Source organism: Phyllobacterium sp., from assembly GCF_037994405.1.
Taxonomy (GTDB): Bacteria; Pseudomonadota; Alphaproteobacteria; order Rhizobiales; family Rhizobiaceae; genus Phyllobacterium.
Map to the genome: position 1 here is coordinate 1 of NZ_JBBNAN010000514.1, position 18,081 is coordinate 18,081.

The following is an 18,081-nucleotide window of genomic DNA, read 5'->3' on the forward strand; positions in this document are numbered from 1 at the left end:
CGGCGACAACATCGCAGTCGATGTGACGCTGATCGTGCCGATCGCGATGGAAGAGAAGCTGCGCTTCGCTATCCGTGAAGGTGGCCGCACCGTCGGTGCCGGCATCGTATCGTCGATCATTGAGTAAAATTAAGGTTTTATGCAGAGGCGCCTGTTATACGGCGTCTCCGCTAAACAAGGAAAAGATGAAATGAACGGTCAAAACATCCGCATTCGCCTCAAGGCGTTTGATCATCGGATCCTTGACGATTCGACGCGGGAAATCGTGTCGACTGCCAAGCGTACCGGTGCCAACGTGCGCGGACCGATCCCGCTTCCTACACGGATCGAGAAGTTCACTGTCAACCGGTCGCCGCACATCGACAAGAAGAGCCGCGAACAGTTCGAGATGCGCACTCATAAGCGTCTTCTCGATATCGTAGACCCAACCCCGCAGACAGTAGACGCGCTGATGAAGCTCGATCTTTCCGCTGGTGTTGATGTCGAGATCAAGCTGTAAGGCTTGAGGACGGAAGGACGAACCGATGCGTTCAGGTGTAATTGCACAAAAGCTGGGCATGACTCGCGTCTATAACGACGCAGGTGAGCATGTGCCGGTGACAGTACTCCGGATGGAGAATTGTCAGGTTGTGGCTCAGCGTACAGTCGAGAAGAATGGCTACACTGCCGTTCAGCTCGGTGTTGGTCTGGCCAAGGTAAAGAATACGACGAAGGGCTTGCGCGGTCATTTCGCGACGGCTTCCGTTGAGCCAAAGGCGAAAGTAGCGGAATTCCGCGTCTCTGCCGACAATCTTCTTGATGTCGGCGTCGAGATCACTGCCGAACATTACGTTGCCGGCCAGAAGGTCGATGTGACTGGTACTTCAATCGGTAAGGGTTTTGCCGGTTCCATGAAGCGCCACAACTTCGGCGGTCACCGCGCTTCGCACGGTAACTCGGTTACCCACCGCGCTCACGGTTCGACCGGTCAGCGCCAGGATCCGGGCAAGGTGTTCAAGGGCAAGAAGATGGCCGGTCACATGGGTCAGACCCGCGTGACGACACAGAACATCGAAGTCGTTTCGACGGACCTCGATCGCGGCCTCATTCTGGTTCGTGGTGCAGTTCCTGGTTCCAAGGGTGCATGGATCCTCGTACGCGATGCCGTCAAGGTAGCGCTGCCGGACAATGCTCCGAAGCCAGCTGGTCTCCGCCAGGCAGCTAACGGTACAGCCGCTGTGTCTGATGCAGAAGTGGCGCAGACAACTGAGGGAGCCGAATAATGGACCTTTCGATTACAACTCTTGAAGGCAAAGACGCCGGCAAGTTGAAACTCTCCGAGGAGATTTTCGGTCTTGAGCCGCGCGACGATATCCTTCAGCGCATGGTCCGTTACCAGCTCGCCCGCAAGCAGCAGGGAACGCACAAGGCAAAGGGCCGTTCGGAAATCGCACGCACCGGCGCCAAGATGTACAAGCAGAAGGGTACGGGCCGCGCCCGTCACCATTCGGCACGTGCTCCGCAGTTCCGCGGCGGTGGCAAGGCTCACGGTCCGGTTGTTCACAGCCACGATCATGACCTTCCGAAGAAGGTTCGTGCCCTTGCGCTTCGTCATGCCCTGTCCGCCAAAGTCAAGGCTTCCGATCTGATCATCGTCGATGATCTGCTGTCGGCTGAAGCCAAGACCAAGGTACTTGTTTCGCAGTTCGCCAAGCTTGGCCTCGAAAATGCGCTTCTCATCGGCGGTGCCGAGATTGATGCGAATTTCCGTCGCGCTGCTTCGAACATCCCGAACATCGATGTTCTGCCGATCCAGGGCATCAATGTTTACGACATTCTGCGTCGTGGCAAGCTCGTGCTTTCCAAGGCAGCAGTTGAAGCTCTCGAGGAGCGTTTCAAATGACTGATCTTCGCCACTACGACGTGATCGTCAGCCCGGTCATTACGGAAAAGTCGACCCTGGTTTCCGAAAACAACCAGGTCGTCTTCAACGTAGCCAAGAAGGCAACGAAGCCGGAAATCAAAGCCGCAGTCGAAGCGCTTTTCCGCGTGAAGGTTACGGCAGTCAATACAGCTGTGCGCAAAGGCAAGGTGAAGCGGTTCCGCGGCATCGTCGGGCGCCAGAGTGATGTCAAGAAAGCAGTCGTGACGCTCGCCGAAGGGCAGTCGATCGATGTTTCGACTGGTCTCTGAGGGGCCGTGGAGTAAAGACAATGGCACTCAAAAATTATAATCCAACCACACCAAGCCAGCGTCAGCTGGTGATTGTGGACCGTTCGGAGCTCTACAAGGGCAAGCCTGTCAAGGCTCTGACCGAAGGTCTGACATCGAAGGGTGGTCGTAACAACTCCGGTCGCGTCACTGCACGCTATCAGGGTGGCGGACACAAGCGTACATACCGCTTCGTCGACTTCAAGCGTCGCAAGCATGATGTTGCTGCCAAGGTTGAACGCCTTGAATACGATCCGAACCGGACCGCATTCATTGCGCTCATCCGCTACGAAGATGGCGAGCTCAGCTACATCCTGGCTCCGCAGCGTCTGGCCGTTGGCGACAGTGTTATCGCTGGCGCACAGACCGACGTTAAGCCGGGCAATGCGATGCCCCTGGCTTCGATCCCGGTCGGCACCATCATCCACAATGTGGAGATGAAGCCAGGCAAGGGCGGTCAGATTGCTCGTTCCGCCGGTACCTATGCGCAGCTCGTCGGCCGCGACCAGGGCATGGCTATCCTTCGCCTGAATTCAGGTGAACAACGCCTCGTCCACGGTTCGTGCTTCGCCACGGTCGGTGCAGTATCCAACCCTGACCACGGCAATATCAGCCTGGGCAAGGCAGGTCGCAGCCGCTGGCTCGGCAAGCGTCCGCACGTTCGCGGTGTTGCCATGAACCCGGTTGATCACCCGCATGGTGGTGGTGAAGGCCGTACGTCGGGTGGACGTCATCCAGTTTCTCCGTGGGGCAAGCCCACGAAGGGCAAGAAGACGCGTTCCAACAAGTCGACGGACAAGTTCATCGCTCGTTCGCGTCATCAGCGCAAGAAGTAAGAGAGGTAGTCTGAAATGGCTCGTTCAGTTTGGAAAGGCCCGTTCATCGATGGCTATCTTCTCAAGAAGGCTGAGAAGGTACGTGAGGGCGGTCGCAGTGAAGTTATCAAGATCTGGAGCCGTCGTTCCACGATCCTGCCGCAGTTCGTCGGTCTGACCTTCGGCGTATACAACGGTAACAAGCACGTTCCTGTTTCGGTCAACGAAGAGATGATCGGACACAAGTTTGGTGAATTCGCTCCGACGCGTACCTATTACGGTCATGGCGCGGACAAGAAAGCGAAGAGGAAATAACGATGGGCAAGGCTAAGGCTCCGCGCCAGCTTAAGGACAACGAGGCGAAAGCCGTTGCCCGCACGCTCCGCATCAGCCCTCAGAAGCTCAATCTGGTGGCTGCCATGATCCGTGGCAAGAAGGTTAACGCCGCTCTTGCCGACCTGGAATTTTCGCGCAAGCGCATTGCAGGCACGGTGAAAAAGACTCTCGAATCAGCTATCGCCAACGCAGAAAACAACCATGACCTGGATGTTGATGCTCTGGTTGTTGCTGAAGCCTATGTAGGCAAGTCAATCGTGATGAAGCGCTTCCATGTTCGTGGTCGCGGTCGTGCAAGCCGGATCGAGAAGCCTTTCTCGCATCTGACGATCGTCGTTCGCGAAGCTGAGGAAAAAGGGGAGGCCGCATAATGGGCCAGAAGATTAATCCGATTGGCTTCCGCCTTGGCATCAATCGGACCTGGGACTCGCGTTGGTACGCGAACACGGGTGAATACGGCAAGCTGCTGCATGAAGACCTGAAGATCCGCAAGTATCTGATGGACGAACTGAAGCAGGCTGCCATCTCCAAGGTGGTGATCGAGCGTCCGCACAAGAAGTGCCGCGTCACGATCCATGCTGCACGTCCGGGTCTGATTATCGGCAAGAAGGGCGCCGATATCGAAAAGCTGCGCCGCAAGCTGTCAGAAATGACCAATGCCGACGCCGCACTCAATATCGTTGAAGTCCGCAAGCCGGAAACAGACGCGACCCTGGTTGCTCAGTCGATTGCTCAGCAGCTGGAACGCCGTGTTGCATTCCGCCGTGCCATGAAGCGCGCCGTTCAGTCGGCAATGCGTCTTGGCGCAGAAGGCATTCGTATCAATTGCTCGGGCCGCCTCGGCGGTGCGGAAATTGCGCGTATGGAATGGTACCGTGAAGGCCGCGTGCCTTTGCATACACTTCGTGCCGATATCGATTACGGAACTGCTGAAGCACAAACCGCTTACGGCATTTGCGGCGTCAAGGTCTGGGTCTTCAAGGGCGAAATCCTTGAACACGATCCAATGGCTTCCGAGCGTCGTGCCGTCGAGGGTGATGCCAGCCATCAGGGTTCGAGCCGTCGTCGCGAAAACGCTTAAATAGCGTCTTTCGGAAACGAGAATTTTGGAGTAGAGAACAATGCTGCAGCCTAAGCGCACAAAGTTCCGCAAGCAGTTCAAGGGCCGTATCCACGGCGCGTCGAAGGGCGGCACGGATCTTAATTTTGGTGCTTTCGGCCTGAAGGCCCTCGAGCCGAACCGCGTTACGGCGCGTGAGATCGAAGCCGCTCGCCGTGCAATTACCCGTCACATGAAACGTGCCGGTCGCGTGTGGATCCGGATTTTCCCGGATGTACCGGTCACCTCGAAGCCTACCGAAGTCCGCATGGGTAAAGGTAAGGGGTCGGTTGATTATTGGGCTTCCCGTGTCGCGCCAGGCCGCATCATGTTCGAGCTCGACGGCGTTTCGGAAGAAATCGCTCGAGAGGCACTTCGCCTCGGAGCGGCCAAGCTTTCGGTCAAGACGCGCTTTATTCAGCGCATCGCAGAATAAGGGGTGGATGTTATGAAATCCGCAGAAGTCCGGGCGATGAGCCTCGATCAGTTGAATGAAGAATTGGGTTCCCTGAAGAAAGAGCAGTTCAACCTGCGCTTCCAGAAGGCAACCGGCCAGTTGGAAAAAACCGCTCGCGTCCGGCAGATCCGCCGTGATATTGCGCGCATCAAGACTGTCGCCCGCCAAAAAGCGGTCGAGAGCAAGGCTTAAGGAAGAAAACCATGCCTAAACGCATTCTGCAGGGCGTTGTCGTGAGCGACAAAAACGACAAGACCGTTGTGGTCAAGGTCGAGCGGCGCTATTCGCATCCGCTCCTCCAGAAGACTGTGCGCCAGTCCAAGAAGTACAAGGCGCATGACGAGAATAACCAGTTCAAGGTCGGCGACGCCGTTTCCATCCAGGAATCGAAGCCGATTTCGAAAGACAAGCGTTGGGTTGTCGTTGCAGACGCCCCGGCGAGCTAATTATCTGTAGGTAAGTACGCAGCAATCGCGAGGGGCAAGGAAAGCCCAGTCCGGTTGAACAAGAAGAAGGCGGCTAGTCATGATTCAGATGCAAACAAACCTCGACGTGGCGGATAATTCCGGCGCACGTCGTGTCATGTGCATCAAGGTGCTGGGCGGTTCGAAGCGGAAATATGCTTCGGTCGGCGACATCATTGTCGTTTCGATCAAGGAAGCAATTCCGCGCGGCCGTGTGAAAAAAGGTGACGTGATGAAGGCAGTGGTTGTTCGCACTGCCAAGGACATCCGTCGCGCGGACGGGAGCGTTATTCGTTTCGACAAGAACGCCGCCGTCCTGATCGACAATAAGAAAGAGCCTATCGGCACGCGTATCTTCGGACCGGTTCCGCGCGAACTCCGCGCAAAGAGCCACATGAAGATCATCTCGCTGGCTCCAGAAGTTTTGTAAGGAGCAGACGATGCAGAAGATCCGTAAAGGCGACCGCGTTGTCGTTCTTGCTGGTAAGGACAAGGGCCGTACCGGCGAAGTAATCAAAGTTTTGCCGAAGGATGAGCAGGCGCTCGTTCGCGGCGTTAATGTTGTCAAGCGTCACCAGAAGCAGACACAGAACCAGGAAGCCGGCATCATTTCGAAAGAAGCGCCGCTCCATCTGTCGAACCTCGCGATCGCCGACCCCAAGGATGGCAAGCCGACACGTGTTGGCTTCAAGGTCCTCGAAGACGGCAAGAAGGTACGTGTAGCAAAGCGTTCAGGAGATCTGATCGATGGCTGATGCAAAGATCGAACCACGCTTGAAGAAGCAGTACCTGGAAGTGGTACGTAAGGATCTTCTCGAGCAGTTCAAATATGACAACGAGATGCAGATCCCGCGCATCACCAAGGTTGTCCTCAATATGGGTGTTGGTGAAGCAACTGCTGACTCCAAGAAGCCAACTGTCGCAGCTGAAGATCTGGCATTGATTGCCGGTCAGAAGGCGGTTATTACGCGTGCGCGCAATTCGATCGCTACCTTCAAGGTTCGTGAGAATATGCCGATCGGTACGAAGGTTACCCTTCGTAAAGAGCGCATGTATGAATTCCTTGACCGTCTGATCACGATCGCGCTGCCGCGCGTTCGAGATTTCCGCGGTCTGAACCCGAAGAGCTTTGACGGTCGTGGCAATTTCGCCATGGGCATCAAGGAGCACATCGTGTTCCCGGAAATCAACTACGACAAGGTTGATCAGATCTGGGGCATGGACATCATCGTTTGTACGACTGCAAAGACGGATGATGAAGCACGCGCTCTCCTGCGCGCCTTCAACTTCCCCTTCCGCCAGTAACGGCAAGCGTAGCGAGGTATATGAAATGGCTAAGACGAGCGCAGTCGAAAAAAACAAGCGCCGTGGTCTGCTGGTAAAGCGTTTTGCTGCAAAGCGTGCGCGCCTGAAGGCTATCGTGATGAATCAGTCGCTGCCGCTGGACGAGCGCTTCCGCGCTACCATCCAGCTGGCAGAACTGCCACGCAATTCCACCAAGGTTCGTATTCGCAACCGTTGCGAAGTTTCGGGCCGTCCGCGCGGTTTCTACCGCAAGCTTAAAATGTCGCGTATCGCATTGCGCCAGCTGGGTTCGCTCGGCCAGGTGCCCGGCGTCGTGAAGTCGAGCTGGTAAGGGAGAAGACAGATGTCTATGACAGATCCTCTCGGCGATATGCTGACACGTATCCGTAACGCAACCATGCGCAAGAAGGGCAAGGTTTCGACGCCTGCCTCCAAGCTGCGCGCCCGCGTTCTGGATGTTCTTCAGGCTGAAGGCTATATCCGCGGATACAGCCAGGTTGATTTTGAAAACGGCAAGTCCGAGATCGAAATCGAACTGAAGTATTTTGAAAACGTACCGGTAATTCGCGAGATTACCCGTATTTCGAAGCCCGGCCGTCGCGTTTACGTTTCGGTCAAGTCGATCCCGCAGGTTGCTAACGGCCTTGGTATTTCGATCCTGTCGACGCCGAAGGGCGTGATGGCGGATCACGAGGCACGTGAACAGAATGTTGGTGGCGAGTTGCTCTGCCGCATATTCTAATGCGTGGGCTGTAAACAGGAAGAAACGGACAGGTTGAAAAATGTCTCGTATCGGTAAAAAACCCGTGGCAGTCCCGCAGGGCGTAACAGCTAGCGTAGACGGCCAGACCATCAAGGCAAAGGGCCCGAAGGGTGAACTCACCTTCGTCGCCAATGACGATGTTGTGGTCAAGTTTGAAGACGGCGCTGTCAGCGTTAATCCGCGCGACAACTCCAAGGTCGCTCGCTCGAAGTGGGGCATGAGCCGCACGATGGTCGTCAACATCTTTACAGGTGTCAAGGACGGCTTCGAGAAGCGTCTTGAAATCAGCGGCGTCGGCTATCGTGCAGCAATGCAGGGCAAGAACCTGCAGCTGTCGCTCGGCTTCAGCCACGAAGTGATCTACCAGGTGCCGGAAGGCATCACGGTTGCTGTTCCGAAGCCGACGGAAATCGTCGTCACCGGCATCGACAAGCAGCAGGTCGGTCAGGTCGCTGCTGAGATCCGCGAATATCGTAGTCCGGAACCCTACAAGGGCAAGGGCGTCAAATATGCGGGCGAGAAGATCGTTCGCAAAGAAGGTAAGAAGAAGTAAGGAATTCGTGTCATGGCATCGCCGAAAGAAATCATTCAGCGTCGCGCTGCGCGTGTTCGCCGCCAGCTCAAGGCGGTTGCCGGTGACCGTCCGCGGCTCAGCGTCCACCGTTCTTCAAAGAATATCTATGCGCAGATCATCGATGATGCGCGTGGACACACAATTGCATCCGCATCCACTCTCGAAGCTGACCTCAAGGGCAAGCTGAAGACCGGTGCAGATTCGGATGCAGCAGCCCTGATCGGCAAGCTCGTTGCAGAGCGCGCAGTCAAGGCTGGCATTAAGGAAGTTGTCTTCGATCGTGGCGCCTACATTTACCACGGCCGTGTGAAGGCGCTTGCCGAAGCTGCTCGCGAAGCTGGTCTCAGCTTCTAAGGTCAAGCTTTAAATCATCATTCGTGCTACCGGAAAAGAAAAAGGAATTAGGAGCATGGCACAGGAAAAGAGAAGCCGCGAGGATCGCGGCCGTAGTGAAGAGCGCGACAGCGAATTTGTTGACAAGCTCGTTCACATCAACCGCGTCGCCAAGGTCGTCAAGGGCGGCCGGCGTTTCGGCTTTGCTGCACTCGTCGTCGTCGGCGATCAGAAGGGCCGTGTAGGTTTTGGTCATGGCAAGGCACGCGAAGTGCCGGAAGCTATCCGCAAGGCAACTGAATCCGCCAAACGCGAAATGATCTTCGTACCGCTGCGTTCGGGCCGTACCCTTCATCACGATGTTGAAGGCCGTCATGGCGCCGGCAAGGTTTTGCTTCGCGCAGCCACAGCTGGTACAGGTATCATCGCCGGTGGTCCAATGCGCGCCGTCTTCGAGACGCTTGGCGTGCAGGACGTTGTTGCCAAGTCGCTCGGTTCGTCGAACCCATACAACATGGTTCGTGCGACATTTGATGCCCTGAAGCATCAGATGCATCCGAAGGACATCGCTGCTCAGCGCGGTATCAAGTATTCGACACTGCAGGCTCGCCGCCGCGACGTGGTCGGTTCGGAAGAATAGGCCAGGAGCTGGCGCAGCAGGGCAGGGACTTCGGTCCCGCTGACTGTACTAAAAGGATAAAGTCATGGTTGAGAAGAAGAAGGGTAAGACGGTTACTGTCGAACAGATCGGTAGCCCTATCCGCCGTCCGGTAGAACAGCGTGCAACGCTCGTTGGCCTGGGCCTCAATAAGATGCATCGCCGCCGTACACTGGAAGATACGCCTTCCGTACGTGGCATGATTGCAAAGGTTCAACATCTCGTCCGCGTTGTGGACGAGGCTTGATACCGGAGATTGAACAAATGAAACTCAATGATCTGAGTGAAAATCCAGGCGCGACCAAAGCACGCAAGCGTGTTGGCCGTGGTATTGGTTCGGGCTCCGGCAAGACTGCCGGTCGTGGTGTCAAGGGTCAGAAGTCGCGTTCGGGCGTTGCTATCAATGGTTTCGAAGGCGGTCAGATGCCGGTTTACCGCCGCTTGCCAAAGCGCGGTTTCACCAACATCTTCGCCAAGAGCTTCAACGTTGTATCGGTTGGCCGCATCCAGGCTGCTATCGATGCGAAGAAGCTTGATGCGAAGGCCTCGGTAACGATCGAATCCCTGAAGGCTGCCGGTGTTATCCGCCGTCCGAAGGATGGCGTTCGCCTCCTGGCCGATGGTGACATCAAGACTGCGGTGACGATCGAAGTTTCCGGTGCATCGAAGGCTGCGATCGAGAAGATCGAAAAGGCCGGTGGTACCGTCAAGCTTCCGGCTGCTGCTGCCGCTGCAGAATAAATATGACTATTCAGGCGGCGATCTTCGTGATCGCCGCTTGTACCTTTTCTTAAGGGCACATATCTGGGTAGGACCGTCGATTCCCGATATTGGGGCCAGGACGGAGCTCTAACGGGCACAGACCGGAGACTATAATGGCTTCAGCCGCTGAACAGCTCGCGTCAAATCTTAATTTCTCTGCTTTTTCCAAAGCCGAAGAGCTCAAGAAGCGCATTTGGTTTACTCTTGGCGCATTGCTGGTCTACCGGCTTGGTACTTACATCCCGCTGCCAGGCATAAATCTTGCTGCATACGCGCAAGCCTTCAATCACCAGGCGCAGGGCATCCTCGGGATGTTCAACATGTTCGCCGGTGGCGCTGTCGCCCGCATGGCGATTTTCGCGCTCGGCATCATGCCGTACATTTCCGCTTCAATCATCGTTCAGCTGATGACGTCCGTTGTTCCAGCTTTGGAACAGCTGAAGAAGGATGGCGAACAGGGCCGCAAGGTCATCAACCAGTATACGCGCTACGGCACCGTGCTTCTGGCGACGGTTCAGGCCTACGCGATTGCTGTGGGGCTGCAGGGCAGCCAGGGCATCGTGACCAATCCCGGGCCCTTCTTCCTGTTCTCGACTGTCATCACGCTTGTCGGCGGCACCATGTTCCTGATGTGGCTGGGCGAGCAAATCACTGCACGCGGTATCGGCAACGGTATCTCGCTGATCATCTTCTCCGGCATTGTCGCCAACCTGCCGCAGGCCATCTCCGGCACACTGGAACTTGGCCGCACGGGCGCCTTGTCGACACCGATCATTCTGGCAATCATCGTGCTGACGATTGCGGTCATCGGCATCATCGTCTTCGTCGAACGCGCGCAGCGCCGCCTTCTGATCCAGTATCCGAAGCGCCAGGTCGGTAACCGCATGTTCCAGGGCGATACATCGCATCTGCCGCTGAAGCTCAATACATCTGGCGTTATCCCGCCGATCTTCGCCTCGTCGCTTCTGCTGCTGCCTGCAACGATTGCCGGCTTTGCCCAGAGCCACAATCTGCCGGCCTGGGCTACCACAGTGCTGTCATCGCTCGGCCACGGCCAGCCGCTCTATATGGCTTCCTATGCCGCGATGATCATCTTCTTCGCCTTCTTCTACACGGCGCTCGTCTTCAATCCGAAGGACACCGCTGACCAGTTGAAGAAGCATTCCGGCTTCATTCCCGGCATTCGCCCAGGCGAGCGTACGGCTGAATATATCGACTACGTCCTGACACGTGTCACGGTTCTTGGCGCCATCTATCTTGTTATCATCTGCATGCTGCCTGAATTCCTGATCTCGTGGGCCGGTGTTCCTTTCTATCTCGGCGGCACGTCGCTGTTGATTGTCGTGAGCGTGACGCTCGATACGGTTGCGCAGATCCAGGGTCACCTGATTGCGCATCAGTATGAAGGGCTGATCAAGAAGTCGAAGCTCCGTGGGGGGAAACGCAACAGATGAGATTAATACTTCTCGGACCACCGGGGGCAGGTAAGGGAACTCAGTCTCAGCGCTTGGTAGACAAATTAGGTATACCGCAACTCTCCACCGGAGACATGTTGCGCGAGGCGGTGAAGGCCGGGACAGAAGTGGGCCTCAAAGCCAAGGCCGTCATGGATGCCGGCAATCTGGTTTCCGACGAAATTGTCAATGCGATCGTTTCCGAACGCATTGACCAGCCGGATGCGGCCAAGGGGTTCATCCTCGACGGTTATCCGCGCACATTGGTCCAGGCCGATGCTGTCGAGGAGATGCTGGCGGAAAAAGGTCTCGAGCTTGATTGCGTGATCGAGCTTGAAGTCGACGACAATGTTCTCGTCGAGCGTATCTCCGGCCGTTATTCCTGCGCGAAGTGTGGCACCGGCTATCACGACACGAACAAGAAGCCTCTGGTTGCGGGTGTCTGCGACAAGTGCGGTTCGACGGAGTTCAAGCGCCGTCCGGACGACAATGCCGAAACGGTGCGCACGCGCCTGGAAGCCTATTACAAACAGACTTCGCCATTGATTGGCTATTACTACGCCAAGGGCAAGTTGAGAAAGGTCGATGGCATGGCGGACATGGAAGATGTCACCGCATCGATCGAAAAAATTCTGTCAGGACTCTAGGTCTGACAAAAAACTATCGGGGGAGTTGACTTTTCGCAGCGATTCCTTCAAGTACGGCGCAAATTCGCTTGGATATAAAGCGGTCGGCGCCGATCCGGTAAAGCAGGTTCGGGGCTGATCGTTTGTGTTTGTCCCGGATATAATTTTCATCCCGTCATCTGGCTGCCGCGTTGGCACTCCAGCTCTGCCGGTCAACAAGGAGAACAGACGTGGCTCGTATCGCTGGCGTCAACATCCCGACGAACAAGCGCGTTGTTATCGCGCTTCAGTACATTCACGGGATCGGTCAAAAGTTTGCGCAGGAAATCGTCGCGAAAGTCGGCATTCCTGCAGAGCGTCGCGTCAATCAGTTGACCGATGCGGAAGTGTTGCAGATTCGTGAAACGATCGATCGCGATTACCAGGTTGAAGGTGATCTGCGTCGTGAAGTTTCCATGAACATCAAGCGTCTGATGGATCTGGGCTGCTACCGCGGTCTGCGTCATCGCCGCTCGCTGCCGGTCCGTGGTCAGCGCACGCATACCAATGCGCGTACCCGCAAGGGTCCTGCCAAGGCAATCGCCGGCAAGAAGAAGTAAGTTCATTCCGGCGCAGTTCGCTGCGCCGGTTCTGCTTTTGCAGACAAGTGCTGGTTTCGCACTTTAACTGAAACCACGGTGGAGCCTCTGGAAATACGGAGGCGTCGAGATCAACTGAAAGGACTACCATGGCCAAGGAAGCCACGCGCGTTCGCCGTCGCGAGCGCAAGAATATTTCGTCGGGCGTTGCCCACGTCAATTCGACATTCAACAATACGATGATCACCATCACGGATGCACAGGGCAATGCGATTGCCTGGTCCTCCGCCGGTGCACAGGGCTTCAAGGGTTCGCGTAAATCCACGCCTTTCGCTGCACAGATGGCTGCTGAAGACTGCGCCAAGAAAGCACAGGAACATGGCATGCGTTCGCTCGAAGTTGAAGTTTGCGGTCCGGGCTCCGGCCGTGAATCGGCTCTGCGCGCACTCCAGGCTGCCGGTTTCACGATTACATCGATTCGCGATGTAACGCCGATCCCGCACAATGGCTGCCGCCCGCGCAAGCGTCGCCGCGTCTAATCTTTTGCGACAGGATTTGGCCGCATGAGCTGATCTTCAGCTCCTCTGCGGTTTCCACGCCTCAATGCCACGATTGGATGGTGGTAAAGGCAAGGATAGGGAAAAATTAAATGATCCAGAAGAACTGGCAAGAATTGATCAAGCCGAACAAGGTCGAGTTCCAGACCTCCGGCTCGAAGACAAAGGCAACGGTCGTCGCCGAGCCGCTTGAACGCGGATACGGCTTGACGCTCGGCAATGCCTTGCGCCGTGTACTCCTGTCTTCGCTGCGCGGCGCTGCCGTGACAGCTGTACAGATCGATGGCGTTCTGCATGAATTCTCGTCGATCCCCGGCGTGCGTGAAGATGTGACGGACATCGTCCTCAACATCAAGGAAATCGCGATCCATATGGAAAGCGATGGTCCGAAGCGCATGGTCGTCCGCAAGGAAGGCCCCGGCGTTGTAACGGCTGGCGACATCCAGACCGTTGGCGATATCGAGATCCTCAACCCGGAACACGTGATCTGCACGCTGGATGAAGGCGCTGAAATCCGCATGGAATTCACCGTCAACACTGGCAAGGGCTACGTCCCGGCTGACCGCAACCGTGCAGAAGACGCTCCGATCGGGTTGATCCCCGTCGACAGCCTCTACTCACCGGTTCGCAAGGTGTCCTACAAGATCGAGAACACCCGTGAAGGTCAGGTTCTCGACTATGACAAGCTGATCCTGCAGATCGAGACCGATGGTTCGATCTCCGGTGAAGATGCCGTTGCCTATGCAGCGCGCATCCTTCAGGATCAGCTGGCGATCTTCGTCAACTTTGACGAGCCGCAGAAGGAAGTTCAGCAGGAACAGGTTACTGAACTTGCGTTCAACCCGGCCCTGCTCAAGAAGGTCGATGAACTCGAACTCTCCGTACGTTCGGCAAACTGCCTGAAGAATGATAACATCGTCTACATTGGCGATCTCATTCAGAAGACAGAAGCAGAAATGCTGCGTACACCCAACTTCGGCCGCAAGTCGCTGAACGAAATCAAGGAAGTTCTGGCTTCCATGGGTCTCCATCTCGGTATGGAAGTTCCTTCATGGCCGCCGGAGAACATCGAAGATCTCGCGAAGCGTTACGAAGACCAGTATTAAGAACCCGGGCTCTGCCCGAAACCAAAGCCCGGGCCGTGAGCCCGAAAAAGAGAAACTGAAGGAGAAGGCTCATGCGCCACGGTAATTCAGGCCGCAAGCTTAACCGGACTGCCAGCCATCGTAAGGCGATGTTTGCCAATATGGCTGCATCATTGATTGAGCATGAGCAGATCGTGACAACGCTGCCCAAGGCCAAGGAAATTCGTCCCATCGTTGAAAAGCTTGTCACGCTCGGCAAGCGCGGTGATCTGCACGCTCGTCGCCAGGCCATTTCGGCCATCCGCGATGCCAAGCTGGTAGCCAAGCTGTTCGATACGCTTGCTCCGCGCTATGGCCAGCGCAATGGCGGCTATATCCGCATCATGAAGGCAGGCTTCCGCACCGGTGACAATGCACCGCTGGCAGTTGTCGAATTCGTCGATCGCGATACAAGCGCCAAGGGTTCCAAGGATCTGGCCCGCGTTGCTGCGGAACAGGCCAATGAAGCCGAAGCAGCGTAAGCATCGCTTCGACGCAGGTTTGAGAATTGAGAAGGGGGCTCGCGCCCCCTTTTTGTGTTTCCTTGTTTGCCAGTTTGATTGACTGCTGCATCGCGCGTACGCCGCGTAACCGTAACGTACTTGAACTATTCGAAATAGATCGTCAGCCTGTGCCGGGAATTCATTCCCAGGGAGGGTTCAATGACGAAAGATACTCAGCAAGCTGAATTTAGCGTCAGTAATGTGAATTGGCGGCGCGGGGCACTGGCGTTGATTGTTACGCCGGCGTTCTGCATCGGGCTGTTTGCCAGCAATGCCGTCGCTCAACAGCCGACGCCTGCGCAGCAGAGCGCAATCAAGTCCGCCTGCCGTTCCGATTTCATGGCGCAGTGCTCGGGTGTCACGCCGGGAGGCAAGGCGGCCCTGTCCTGTCTGCAGCAGCACAATTCTTACCTGTCTGCCGGCTGCCAGCAGGCGATTGGCGCGCTCGGCGGTGCAAAATCCGCACCGGCCGCTTCCGGAATGGCGCCCGCCGCTACAACAGCGCCTGCTGCAGCAGCGCCCGCCGCAGCGGCGCCCGCAACTGCAGCGCCCGCCGCAGCGGCGCCAACGTTTACGCCACGTCAGGAAATGGCCATCGCGCGACAGGAGTGCGGTCCCGACTTCAGAGCCCTTTGCAGATCGGTTGCACTCGGCGGAGGCCGTGCGATTGCTTGCCTGAGGAAGAACATGGCACGCCTTTCGCCTGGTTGCCAGAAGGTGCTGACAGCGGGGCGATAACGGTTTCCCGGTTTGAATTGCGAGCACGATTTGGCTATTTACCAGTTAAATGGTCAGGAGCGTAAGACGACGACTGTCAACCTGGCTGAGGCAAAAGCGCATCTGGGCGAATTGATCGGGCAGGTGGAAGCCGGCGAAACTGTCGATATTCTCAAGAGAGGAAAGCTTGTAGCTCGACTAGTACCGTTCCGCAGAGATTCTGACGGTTTGGTGGCTCATCGCAAGATGGGCAGAGCCTCGGGCTCTAGGAGCAATTGGATGCTTCGCGCTTCTCCTGGGTTTCGTTGAATGAGACCGGCTTTTTCGAGCGTTAGACCATCTGGTGTACAGACGGTGCGGTGACTTGGAAGTGGCGCCGCATGTCAGCTTCTGCCGGAGACCGTTTGAAGATCCGGCTATAGGCATAAATGAAGGCCAGGTATTGGCCCTGAAGCTGCGTGAACTGTGGTGCTGCGGCAAGAGGCTCTTTGCCAAACGTTTGATTCATTTGAGTTTAACCTGTGTTTCACCGCACAAGGAGGCTCGGATGAATATAAGATATCATGTGGAACTCAACCAGATTGAACGTGAGAAACTGAACGCTCTTTTGAGCGGTGGCCGTCACTCGGCCCGTCGGCTCAAGCGCGCACAGATCCTTCTGGCGGCGAATGAGGGTGTGAGCGACGAGGTTATCGCCGCGACTTTGAATGTCAGTGGATCAACCGTCTATCGCACCAAACGACGGCTGGTAGAGGCCGATCTTGAAGGTGCGTTGAGTGAGGAGCCCCGGCCCGGCGTTGCCCGCAAACTATCAGCCAAGGAGGAGGCGCTGCTGGTAGCAACGGCCTGTTCCAATCCGCCGCCGGGGCGGGCACGTTGGACGCTTGAGCTACTGGCTGATGAGATGGTCAAGCTGACCGACCATGAACACGTCTCCTGCGAGACCGTGCGCCGAAGGCTTGGTGAAAATCATCTCAAGCCCTGGCGAAGAGATATGTGGTGCATTCCCAAGATCGACGGGGAATATGTCGCGCGAATGGAAGACGTGCTCGATCTTTACGCCGAACCTGCCGACCCACAAAGGCCGGTGATTTGCTTTGACGAAAGCCCGGTCCAGCTGATTGGAGAGGTGCGTGCGGCTATTCCTGCAAAGCCGATGCAGCCACTGCGCTACGACTGTGAGTATCGCCGCAATGGCACCGTCAATCTTTTCGTTTTCCTGGACGCGCACCAGCCCTGGCGTCGCGTAAAGGTTACCGATCGGCGCACAAACCGAGATTTTGCCGAGTGCATGCGCGAACTGGTCGATATCGATTATCCCGACGCTCCGATCATCCGGGTCGTCATGGACAATCTCTCTACCCATTCACCCGGCGCGCTATACGACGCGTTTCCCGCAGCCGAAGCGCGCCGCGTGCTAAAGCGACTTGAATTCCACCACACGCCGAAACACGCAAGCTGGCTGAATATGGTTGAGATCGAGATCGGTGTCCTGAAAAGCCAATGCCTCGACCGCAGGATCGACCATAAAGACAAGATGATCGCCGAGGTGGCTGCCTGGCAGCAGCAGCGAAATGCACAACAGGCAAGGATCCAATGGATGTTCACAACCGAAAAGGCCCGCGAGAAACTCCACAAAGCCTATCCGGTCAAAGAGTCATAATCTCTGCGGAACGCTACTAGCAGGCTTTGCCCACCTCATATCGTTATTACCAGTTTCCCAAAAATGATAGTAACATCGTTTTAGGCCTCTTTGCCGCTATATCCGCTTCTCGGTCGCCTTGTCGAAGACGTGCAGCGCGCTGGCATCAATGCTGAAGCGCTGCGCGCTGCCGACCGTAACCTGCGACCTCGGCGGCAGGCTGGCGGTGAGGCGCTGACTGCCAATCGTCGACGTAACGACCAGTTCCGGGCCGGTTAACTCAACCACCTCGACCTTGGCCTCAAGGGTCAGACCACTTTGGCCCGTTGCCGCCAGTGTCAGACCTTCAGGACGGATGCCGACGACAACGTTGCGCGCCGTTGCAGCACGCTCCTGCAATTTGTGGGGGAGGGGAATGCCGCTGAGCGAACCGTCAATATGAGCCGTGCCATCGGCCACGGTAGCATCGAGCATGTTCATAGGTGGTGAGCCGACGAAACTTGCCACATAACGTGTAGCCGGACGGTTATAGATCTCATCGGGTGTCGCCAGCTGTTCGATCTGGCCATCGCGCATGACGGCAATACGTGTCGCCAGCGTCATTGCTTCGATCTGGTCGTGCGTCACATAGACGATCGTGGTACCAAGCATCTGATGCAGACGCTTCAGTTCCGTGCGCGTCTCCATGCGCAACTTTGCATCGAGATTGGACAAGGGCTCGTCGAAGAGGAATATCTGCGGATCACGCACCAGTGCCCGCCCGATGGCTACGCGTTGGCGCTGGCCGCCGGAAAGTTCGGACGGCTTGCGGGCGAGGAGGTTTTCTATCTGCAACATCCTTGCGGTCTTCTGCACAGCCTCCGTACGCTCTGCCGCAGGAACACTGCGCATCTCAAGACCGAAACCGATATTCCTGGCCACCGACATGTTCGGATAAAGTGCATAGGACTGAAACACCATGGCGATGTCGCGGTCCTTAGGGTGGACGCCTGTGACCGAGCGGTCACCAATGCGCACATCACCCTCAGTCGCCTCGGCGAGACCGGCGATGATGTTGAGCAAGGTCGACTTGCCGCAGCCAGACGAGCCGAGCAGCACCAGGAACTCGCCGCTTGCCAGCGACA

The 18,081-nt window shown here is 56.5% G+C and carries 30 protein-coding genes and 3 pseudogenes; 31 read left to right on the forward strand and 2 right to left on the reverse strand.

Translation table 11 applies throughout. The annotated features are described in order from the left end of the window. From AAAC48_RS28395 to AAAC48_RS28540, 30 genes and pseudogenes are all read left to right on the forward strand, one after another. On the forward strand, positions 1-127 hold a 127-nt coding region (locus tag AAAC48_RS28395), incomplete at its 5' end, for an elongation factor Tu (protein ID WP_340657419.1). Positions 128-190: 63 nt separating this feature from the next. Beyond that, complete coding sequence (gene rpsJ, locus AAAC48_RS28400; protein ID WP_008124902.1) at positions 191-499, forward strand: 30S ribosomal protein S10; 309 nt, start codon at positions 191-193, stop codon at positions 497-499. A gap of 25 nt (positions 500-524) precedes the next feature. Continuing rightward, a complete protein-coding gene (rplC, locus tag AAAC48_RS28405; RefSeq protein ID WP_340657407.1) occupies positions 525-1,262 on the forward strand; it encodes a 50S ribosomal protein L3 in 738 nt (245 codons plus the stop codon). After that, positions 1,262-1,882 carry a 50S ribosomal protein L4 gene (gene rplD, locus AAAC48_RS28410; protein ID WP_340657408.1) on the forward strand — a complete coding sequence of 207 codons (621 nt, stop codon included), beginning with the start codon at positions 1,262-1,264 and terminating at the stop codon, positions 1,880-1,882. The genes rplC and rplD overlap by 1 nt, the downstream gene beginning before the upstream one ends. Then, the gene (locus AAAC48_RS28415; RefSeq protein WP_106710752.1) at positions 1,879-2,172 is read left to right on the forward strand and encodes a 50S ribosomal protein L23; all 294 of its coding nucleotides are present in this window, start codon (positions 1,879-1,881) and stop codon (positions 2,170-2,172) included. The genes rplD and AAAC48_RS28415 overlap by 4 nt, the downstream gene beginning before the upstream one ends. Before the next feature lie 20 nt (positions 2,173-2,192). Beyond that, positions 2,193-3,026: a 50S ribosomal protein L2 gene (gene rplB, locus AAAC48_RS28420; RefSeq protein ID WP_340657409.1), complete on the forward strand. Its 834-nt coding sequence runs from the start codon at positions 2,193-2,195 to the stop codon at positions 3,024-3,026. A 15-nt stretch (positions 3,027-3,041) separates the two neighbouring features. Further along, positions 3,042-3,320 carry a 30S ribosomal protein S19 gene (rpsS, locus tag AAAC48_RS28425; RefSeq protein WP_008124912.1) on the forward strand — a complete coding sequence of 93 codons (279 nt, stop codon included), beginning with the start codon at positions 3,042-3,044 and terminating at the stop codon, positions 3,318-3,320. Between the two features lie 2 nt (positions 3,321-3,322). After that, positions 3,323-3,712, forward strand: a complete 390-nt coding sequence (rplV, locus tag AAAC48_RS28430; RefSeq protein ID WP_113482081.1) for a 50S ribosomal protein L22 — start codon at positions 3,323-3,325, stop codon at positions 3,710-3,712. Next, complete coding sequence (rpsC, locus tag AAAC48_RS28435; RefSeq protein WP_340657410.1) at positions 3,712-4,422, forward strand: 30S ribosomal protein S3; 711 nt, start codon at positions 3,712-3,714, stop codon at positions 4,420-4,422. Before rplV ends, rpsC begins: the two co-directional genes overlap by 1 nt. A gap of 40 nt (positions 4,423-4,462) precedes the next feature. Then, positions 4,463-4,876 (forward strand): 50S ribosomal protein L16, encoded by a 414-nt coding sequence (gene rplP, locus AAAC48_RS28440; protein ID WP_008124918.1) that lies wholly within the window; start codon positions 4,463-4,465, stop codon positions 4,874-4,876. A 12-nt stretch (positions 4,877-4,888) separates the two neighbouring features. Continuing rightward, the gene (gene rpmC / locus AAAC48_RS28445) at positions 4,889-5,089 is read left to right on the forward strand and encodes a 50S ribosomal protein L29 (RefSeq protein ID WP_027233168.1); all 201 of its coding nucleotides are present in this window, start codon (positions 4,889-4,891) and stop codon (positions 5,087-5,089) included. Between the two features lie 11 nt (positions 5,090-5,100). Next, positions 5,101-5,343, forward strand: a complete 243-nt coding sequence (gene rpsQ, locus AAAC48_RS28450) for a 30S ribosomal protein S17 (protein WP_340657411.1) — start codon at positions 5,101-5,103, stop codon at positions 5,341-5,343. 79 nt (positions 5,344-5,422) lie between these two features. Then, positions 5,423-5,791, forward strand: a complete 369-nt coding sequence (gene rplN, locus AAAC48_RS28455) for a 50S ribosomal protein L14 (RefSeq protein ID WP_008124924.1) — start codon at positions 5,423-5,425, stop codon at positions 5,789-5,791. Between the two features lie 10 nt (positions 5,792-5,801). Further along, a complete protein-coding gene (gene rplX / locus AAAC48_RS28460) occupies positions 5,802-6,116 on the forward strand; it encodes a 50S ribosomal protein L24 (RefSeq protein ID WP_027233171.1) in 315 nt (104 codons plus the stop codon). After that, positions 6,109-6,666: a 50S ribosomal protein L5 gene (gene rplE, locus AAAC48_RS28465; RefSeq protein ID WP_340657412.1), complete on the forward strand. Its 558-nt coding sequence runs from the start codon at positions 6,109-6,111 to the stop codon at positions 6,664-6,666. The genes rplX and rplE overlap by 8 nt, the downstream gene beginning before the upstream one ends. Before the next feature lie 25 nt (positions 6,667-6,691). Then, a complete protein-coding gene (rpsN, locus tag AAAC48_RS28470) occupies positions 6,692-6,997 on the forward strand; it encodes a 30S ribosomal protein S14 (RefSeq protein ID WP_106710745.1) in 306 nt (101 codons plus the stop codon). A gap of 12 nt (positions 6,998-7,009) precedes the next feature. Next, complete coding sequence (rpsH, locus tag AAAC48_RS28475; protein ID WP_099999154.1) at positions 7,010-7,408, forward strand: 30S ribosomal protein S8; 399 nt, start codon at positions 7,010-7,012, stop codon at positions 7,406-7,408. A gap of 40 nt (positions 7,409-7,448) precedes the next feature. Next, positions 7,449-7,982, forward strand: a complete 534-nt coding sequence (gene rplF / locus AAAC48_RS28480; RefSeq protein WP_340657413.1) for a 50S ribosomal protein L6 — start codon at positions 7,449-7,451, stop codon at positions 7,980-7,982. A 12-nt stretch (positions 7,983-7,994) separates the two neighbouring features. After that, positions 7,995-8,357: a 50S ribosomal protein L18 gene (gene rplR, locus AAAC48_RS28485; RefSeq protein WP_106710743.1), complete on the forward strand. Its 363-nt coding sequence runs from the start codon at positions 7,995-7,997 to the stop codon at positions 8,355-8,357. 55 nt (positions 8,358-8,412) lie between these two features. Then, positions 8,413-8,976, forward strand: coding sequence for a 30S ribosomal protein S5 (gene rpsE / locus AAAC48_RS28490; RefSeq protein WP_106710742.1), 564 nt, complete (start codon positions 8,413-8,415; stop codon positions 8,974-8,976). Positions 8,977-9,040: 64 nt separating this feature from the next. Beyond that, a complete protein-coding gene (gene rpmD, locus AAAC48_RS28495; protein ID WP_113482076.1) occupies positions 9,041-9,241 on the forward strand; it encodes a 50S ribosomal protein L30 in 201 nt (66 codons plus the stop codon). A gap of 17 nt (positions 9,242-9,258) precedes the next feature. After that, on the forward strand, positions 9,259-9,735 hold the full coding sequence (rplO, locus tag AAAC48_RS28500; protein WP_340657414.1) for a 50S ribosomal protein L15: 477 nt from the start codon (positions 9,259-9,261) through the stop codon (positions 9,733-9,735). Between the two features lie 134 nt (positions 9,736-9,869). Then, on the forward strand, positions 9,870-11,210 hold the full coding sequence (secY, locus tag AAAC48_RS28505; RefSeq protein WP_340657415.1) for a preprotein translocase subunit SecY: 1,341 nt from the start codon (positions 9,870-9,872) through the stop codon (positions 11,208-11,210). Next, entirely contained in the window at positions 11,207-11,857 is a 651-nt protein-coding gene (locus AAAC48_RS28510; protein WP_340657416.1) for an adenylate kinase, read from the forward strand. Before secY ends, AAAC48_RS28510 begins: the two co-directional genes overlap by 4 nt. A 209-nt stretch (positions 11,858-12,066) precedes the next feature. Next, the gene (gene rpsM, locus AAAC48_RS28515) at positions 12,067-12,435 is read left to right on the forward strand and encodes a 30S ribosomal protein S13 (protein ID WP_106663221.1); all 369 of its coding nucleotides are present in this window, start codon (positions 12,067-12,069) and stop codon (positions 12,433-12,435) included. A gap of 128 nt (positions 12,436-12,563) precedes the next feature. After that, positions 12,564-12,953: a 30S ribosomal protein S11 gene (rpsK, locus tag AAAC48_RS28520; protein WP_008124952.1), complete on the forward strand. Its 390-nt coding sequence runs from the start codon at positions 12,564-12,566 to the stop codon at positions 12,951-12,953. A gap of 110 nt (positions 12,954-13,063) precedes the next feature. Next, positions 13,064-14,077, forward strand: coding sequence for a DNA-directed RNA polymerase subunit alpha (locus tag AAAC48_RS28525; protein WP_099999147.1), 1,014 nt, complete (start codon positions 13,064-13,066; stop codon positions 14,075-14,077). A gap of 71 nt (positions 14,078-14,148) precedes the next feature. Continuing rightward, positions 14,149-14,577, forward strand: coding sequence for a 50S ribosomal protein L17 (gene rplQ, locus AAAC48_RS28530; protein WP_027233184.1), 429 nt, complete (start codon positions 14,149-14,151; stop codon positions 14,575-14,577). 300 nt (positions 14,578-14,877) lie between these two features. Further along, a pseudogene (locus AAAC48_RS28535) lies at positions 14,878-15,336 on the forward strand (hypothetical protein); the annotation flags it as partial. A 36-nt stretch (positions 15,337-15,372) separates the two neighbouring features. Continuing rightward, a pseudogene (locus tag AAAC48_RS28540) lies at positions 15,373-15,516 on the forward strand (type II toxin-antitoxin system prevent-host-death family antitoxin); the annotation flags it as partial. 35 nt (positions 15,517-15,551) lie between these two features. Here the strand turns inward: AAAC48_RS28540 and AAAC48_RS28545 are convergent. Then, positions 15,552-15,823: pseudogene (locus AAAC48_RS28545) on the reverse strand (helix-turn-helix domain-containing protein). Positions 15,824-15,862: 39 nt separating this feature from the next. Here AAAC48_RS28545 and AAAC48_RS28550 point away from each other — a divergent pair. After that, positions 15,863-16,978, forward strand: a complete 1,116-nt coding sequence (locus tag AAAC48_RS28550) for an IS630 family transposase (protein WP_340657417.1) — start codon at positions 15,863-15,865, stop codon at positions 16,976-16,978. A gap of 96 nt (positions 16,979-17,074) precedes the next feature. Here AAAC48_RS28550 and ugpC read toward each other — a convergent pair. Then, on the reverse strand, positions 17,075-18,081 hold a 1,007-nt coding region (ugpC, locus tag AAAC48_RS28555), incomplete at its 5' end, for a sn-glycerol-3-phosphate ABC transporter ATP-binding protein UgpC (RefSeq protein WP_340657418.1).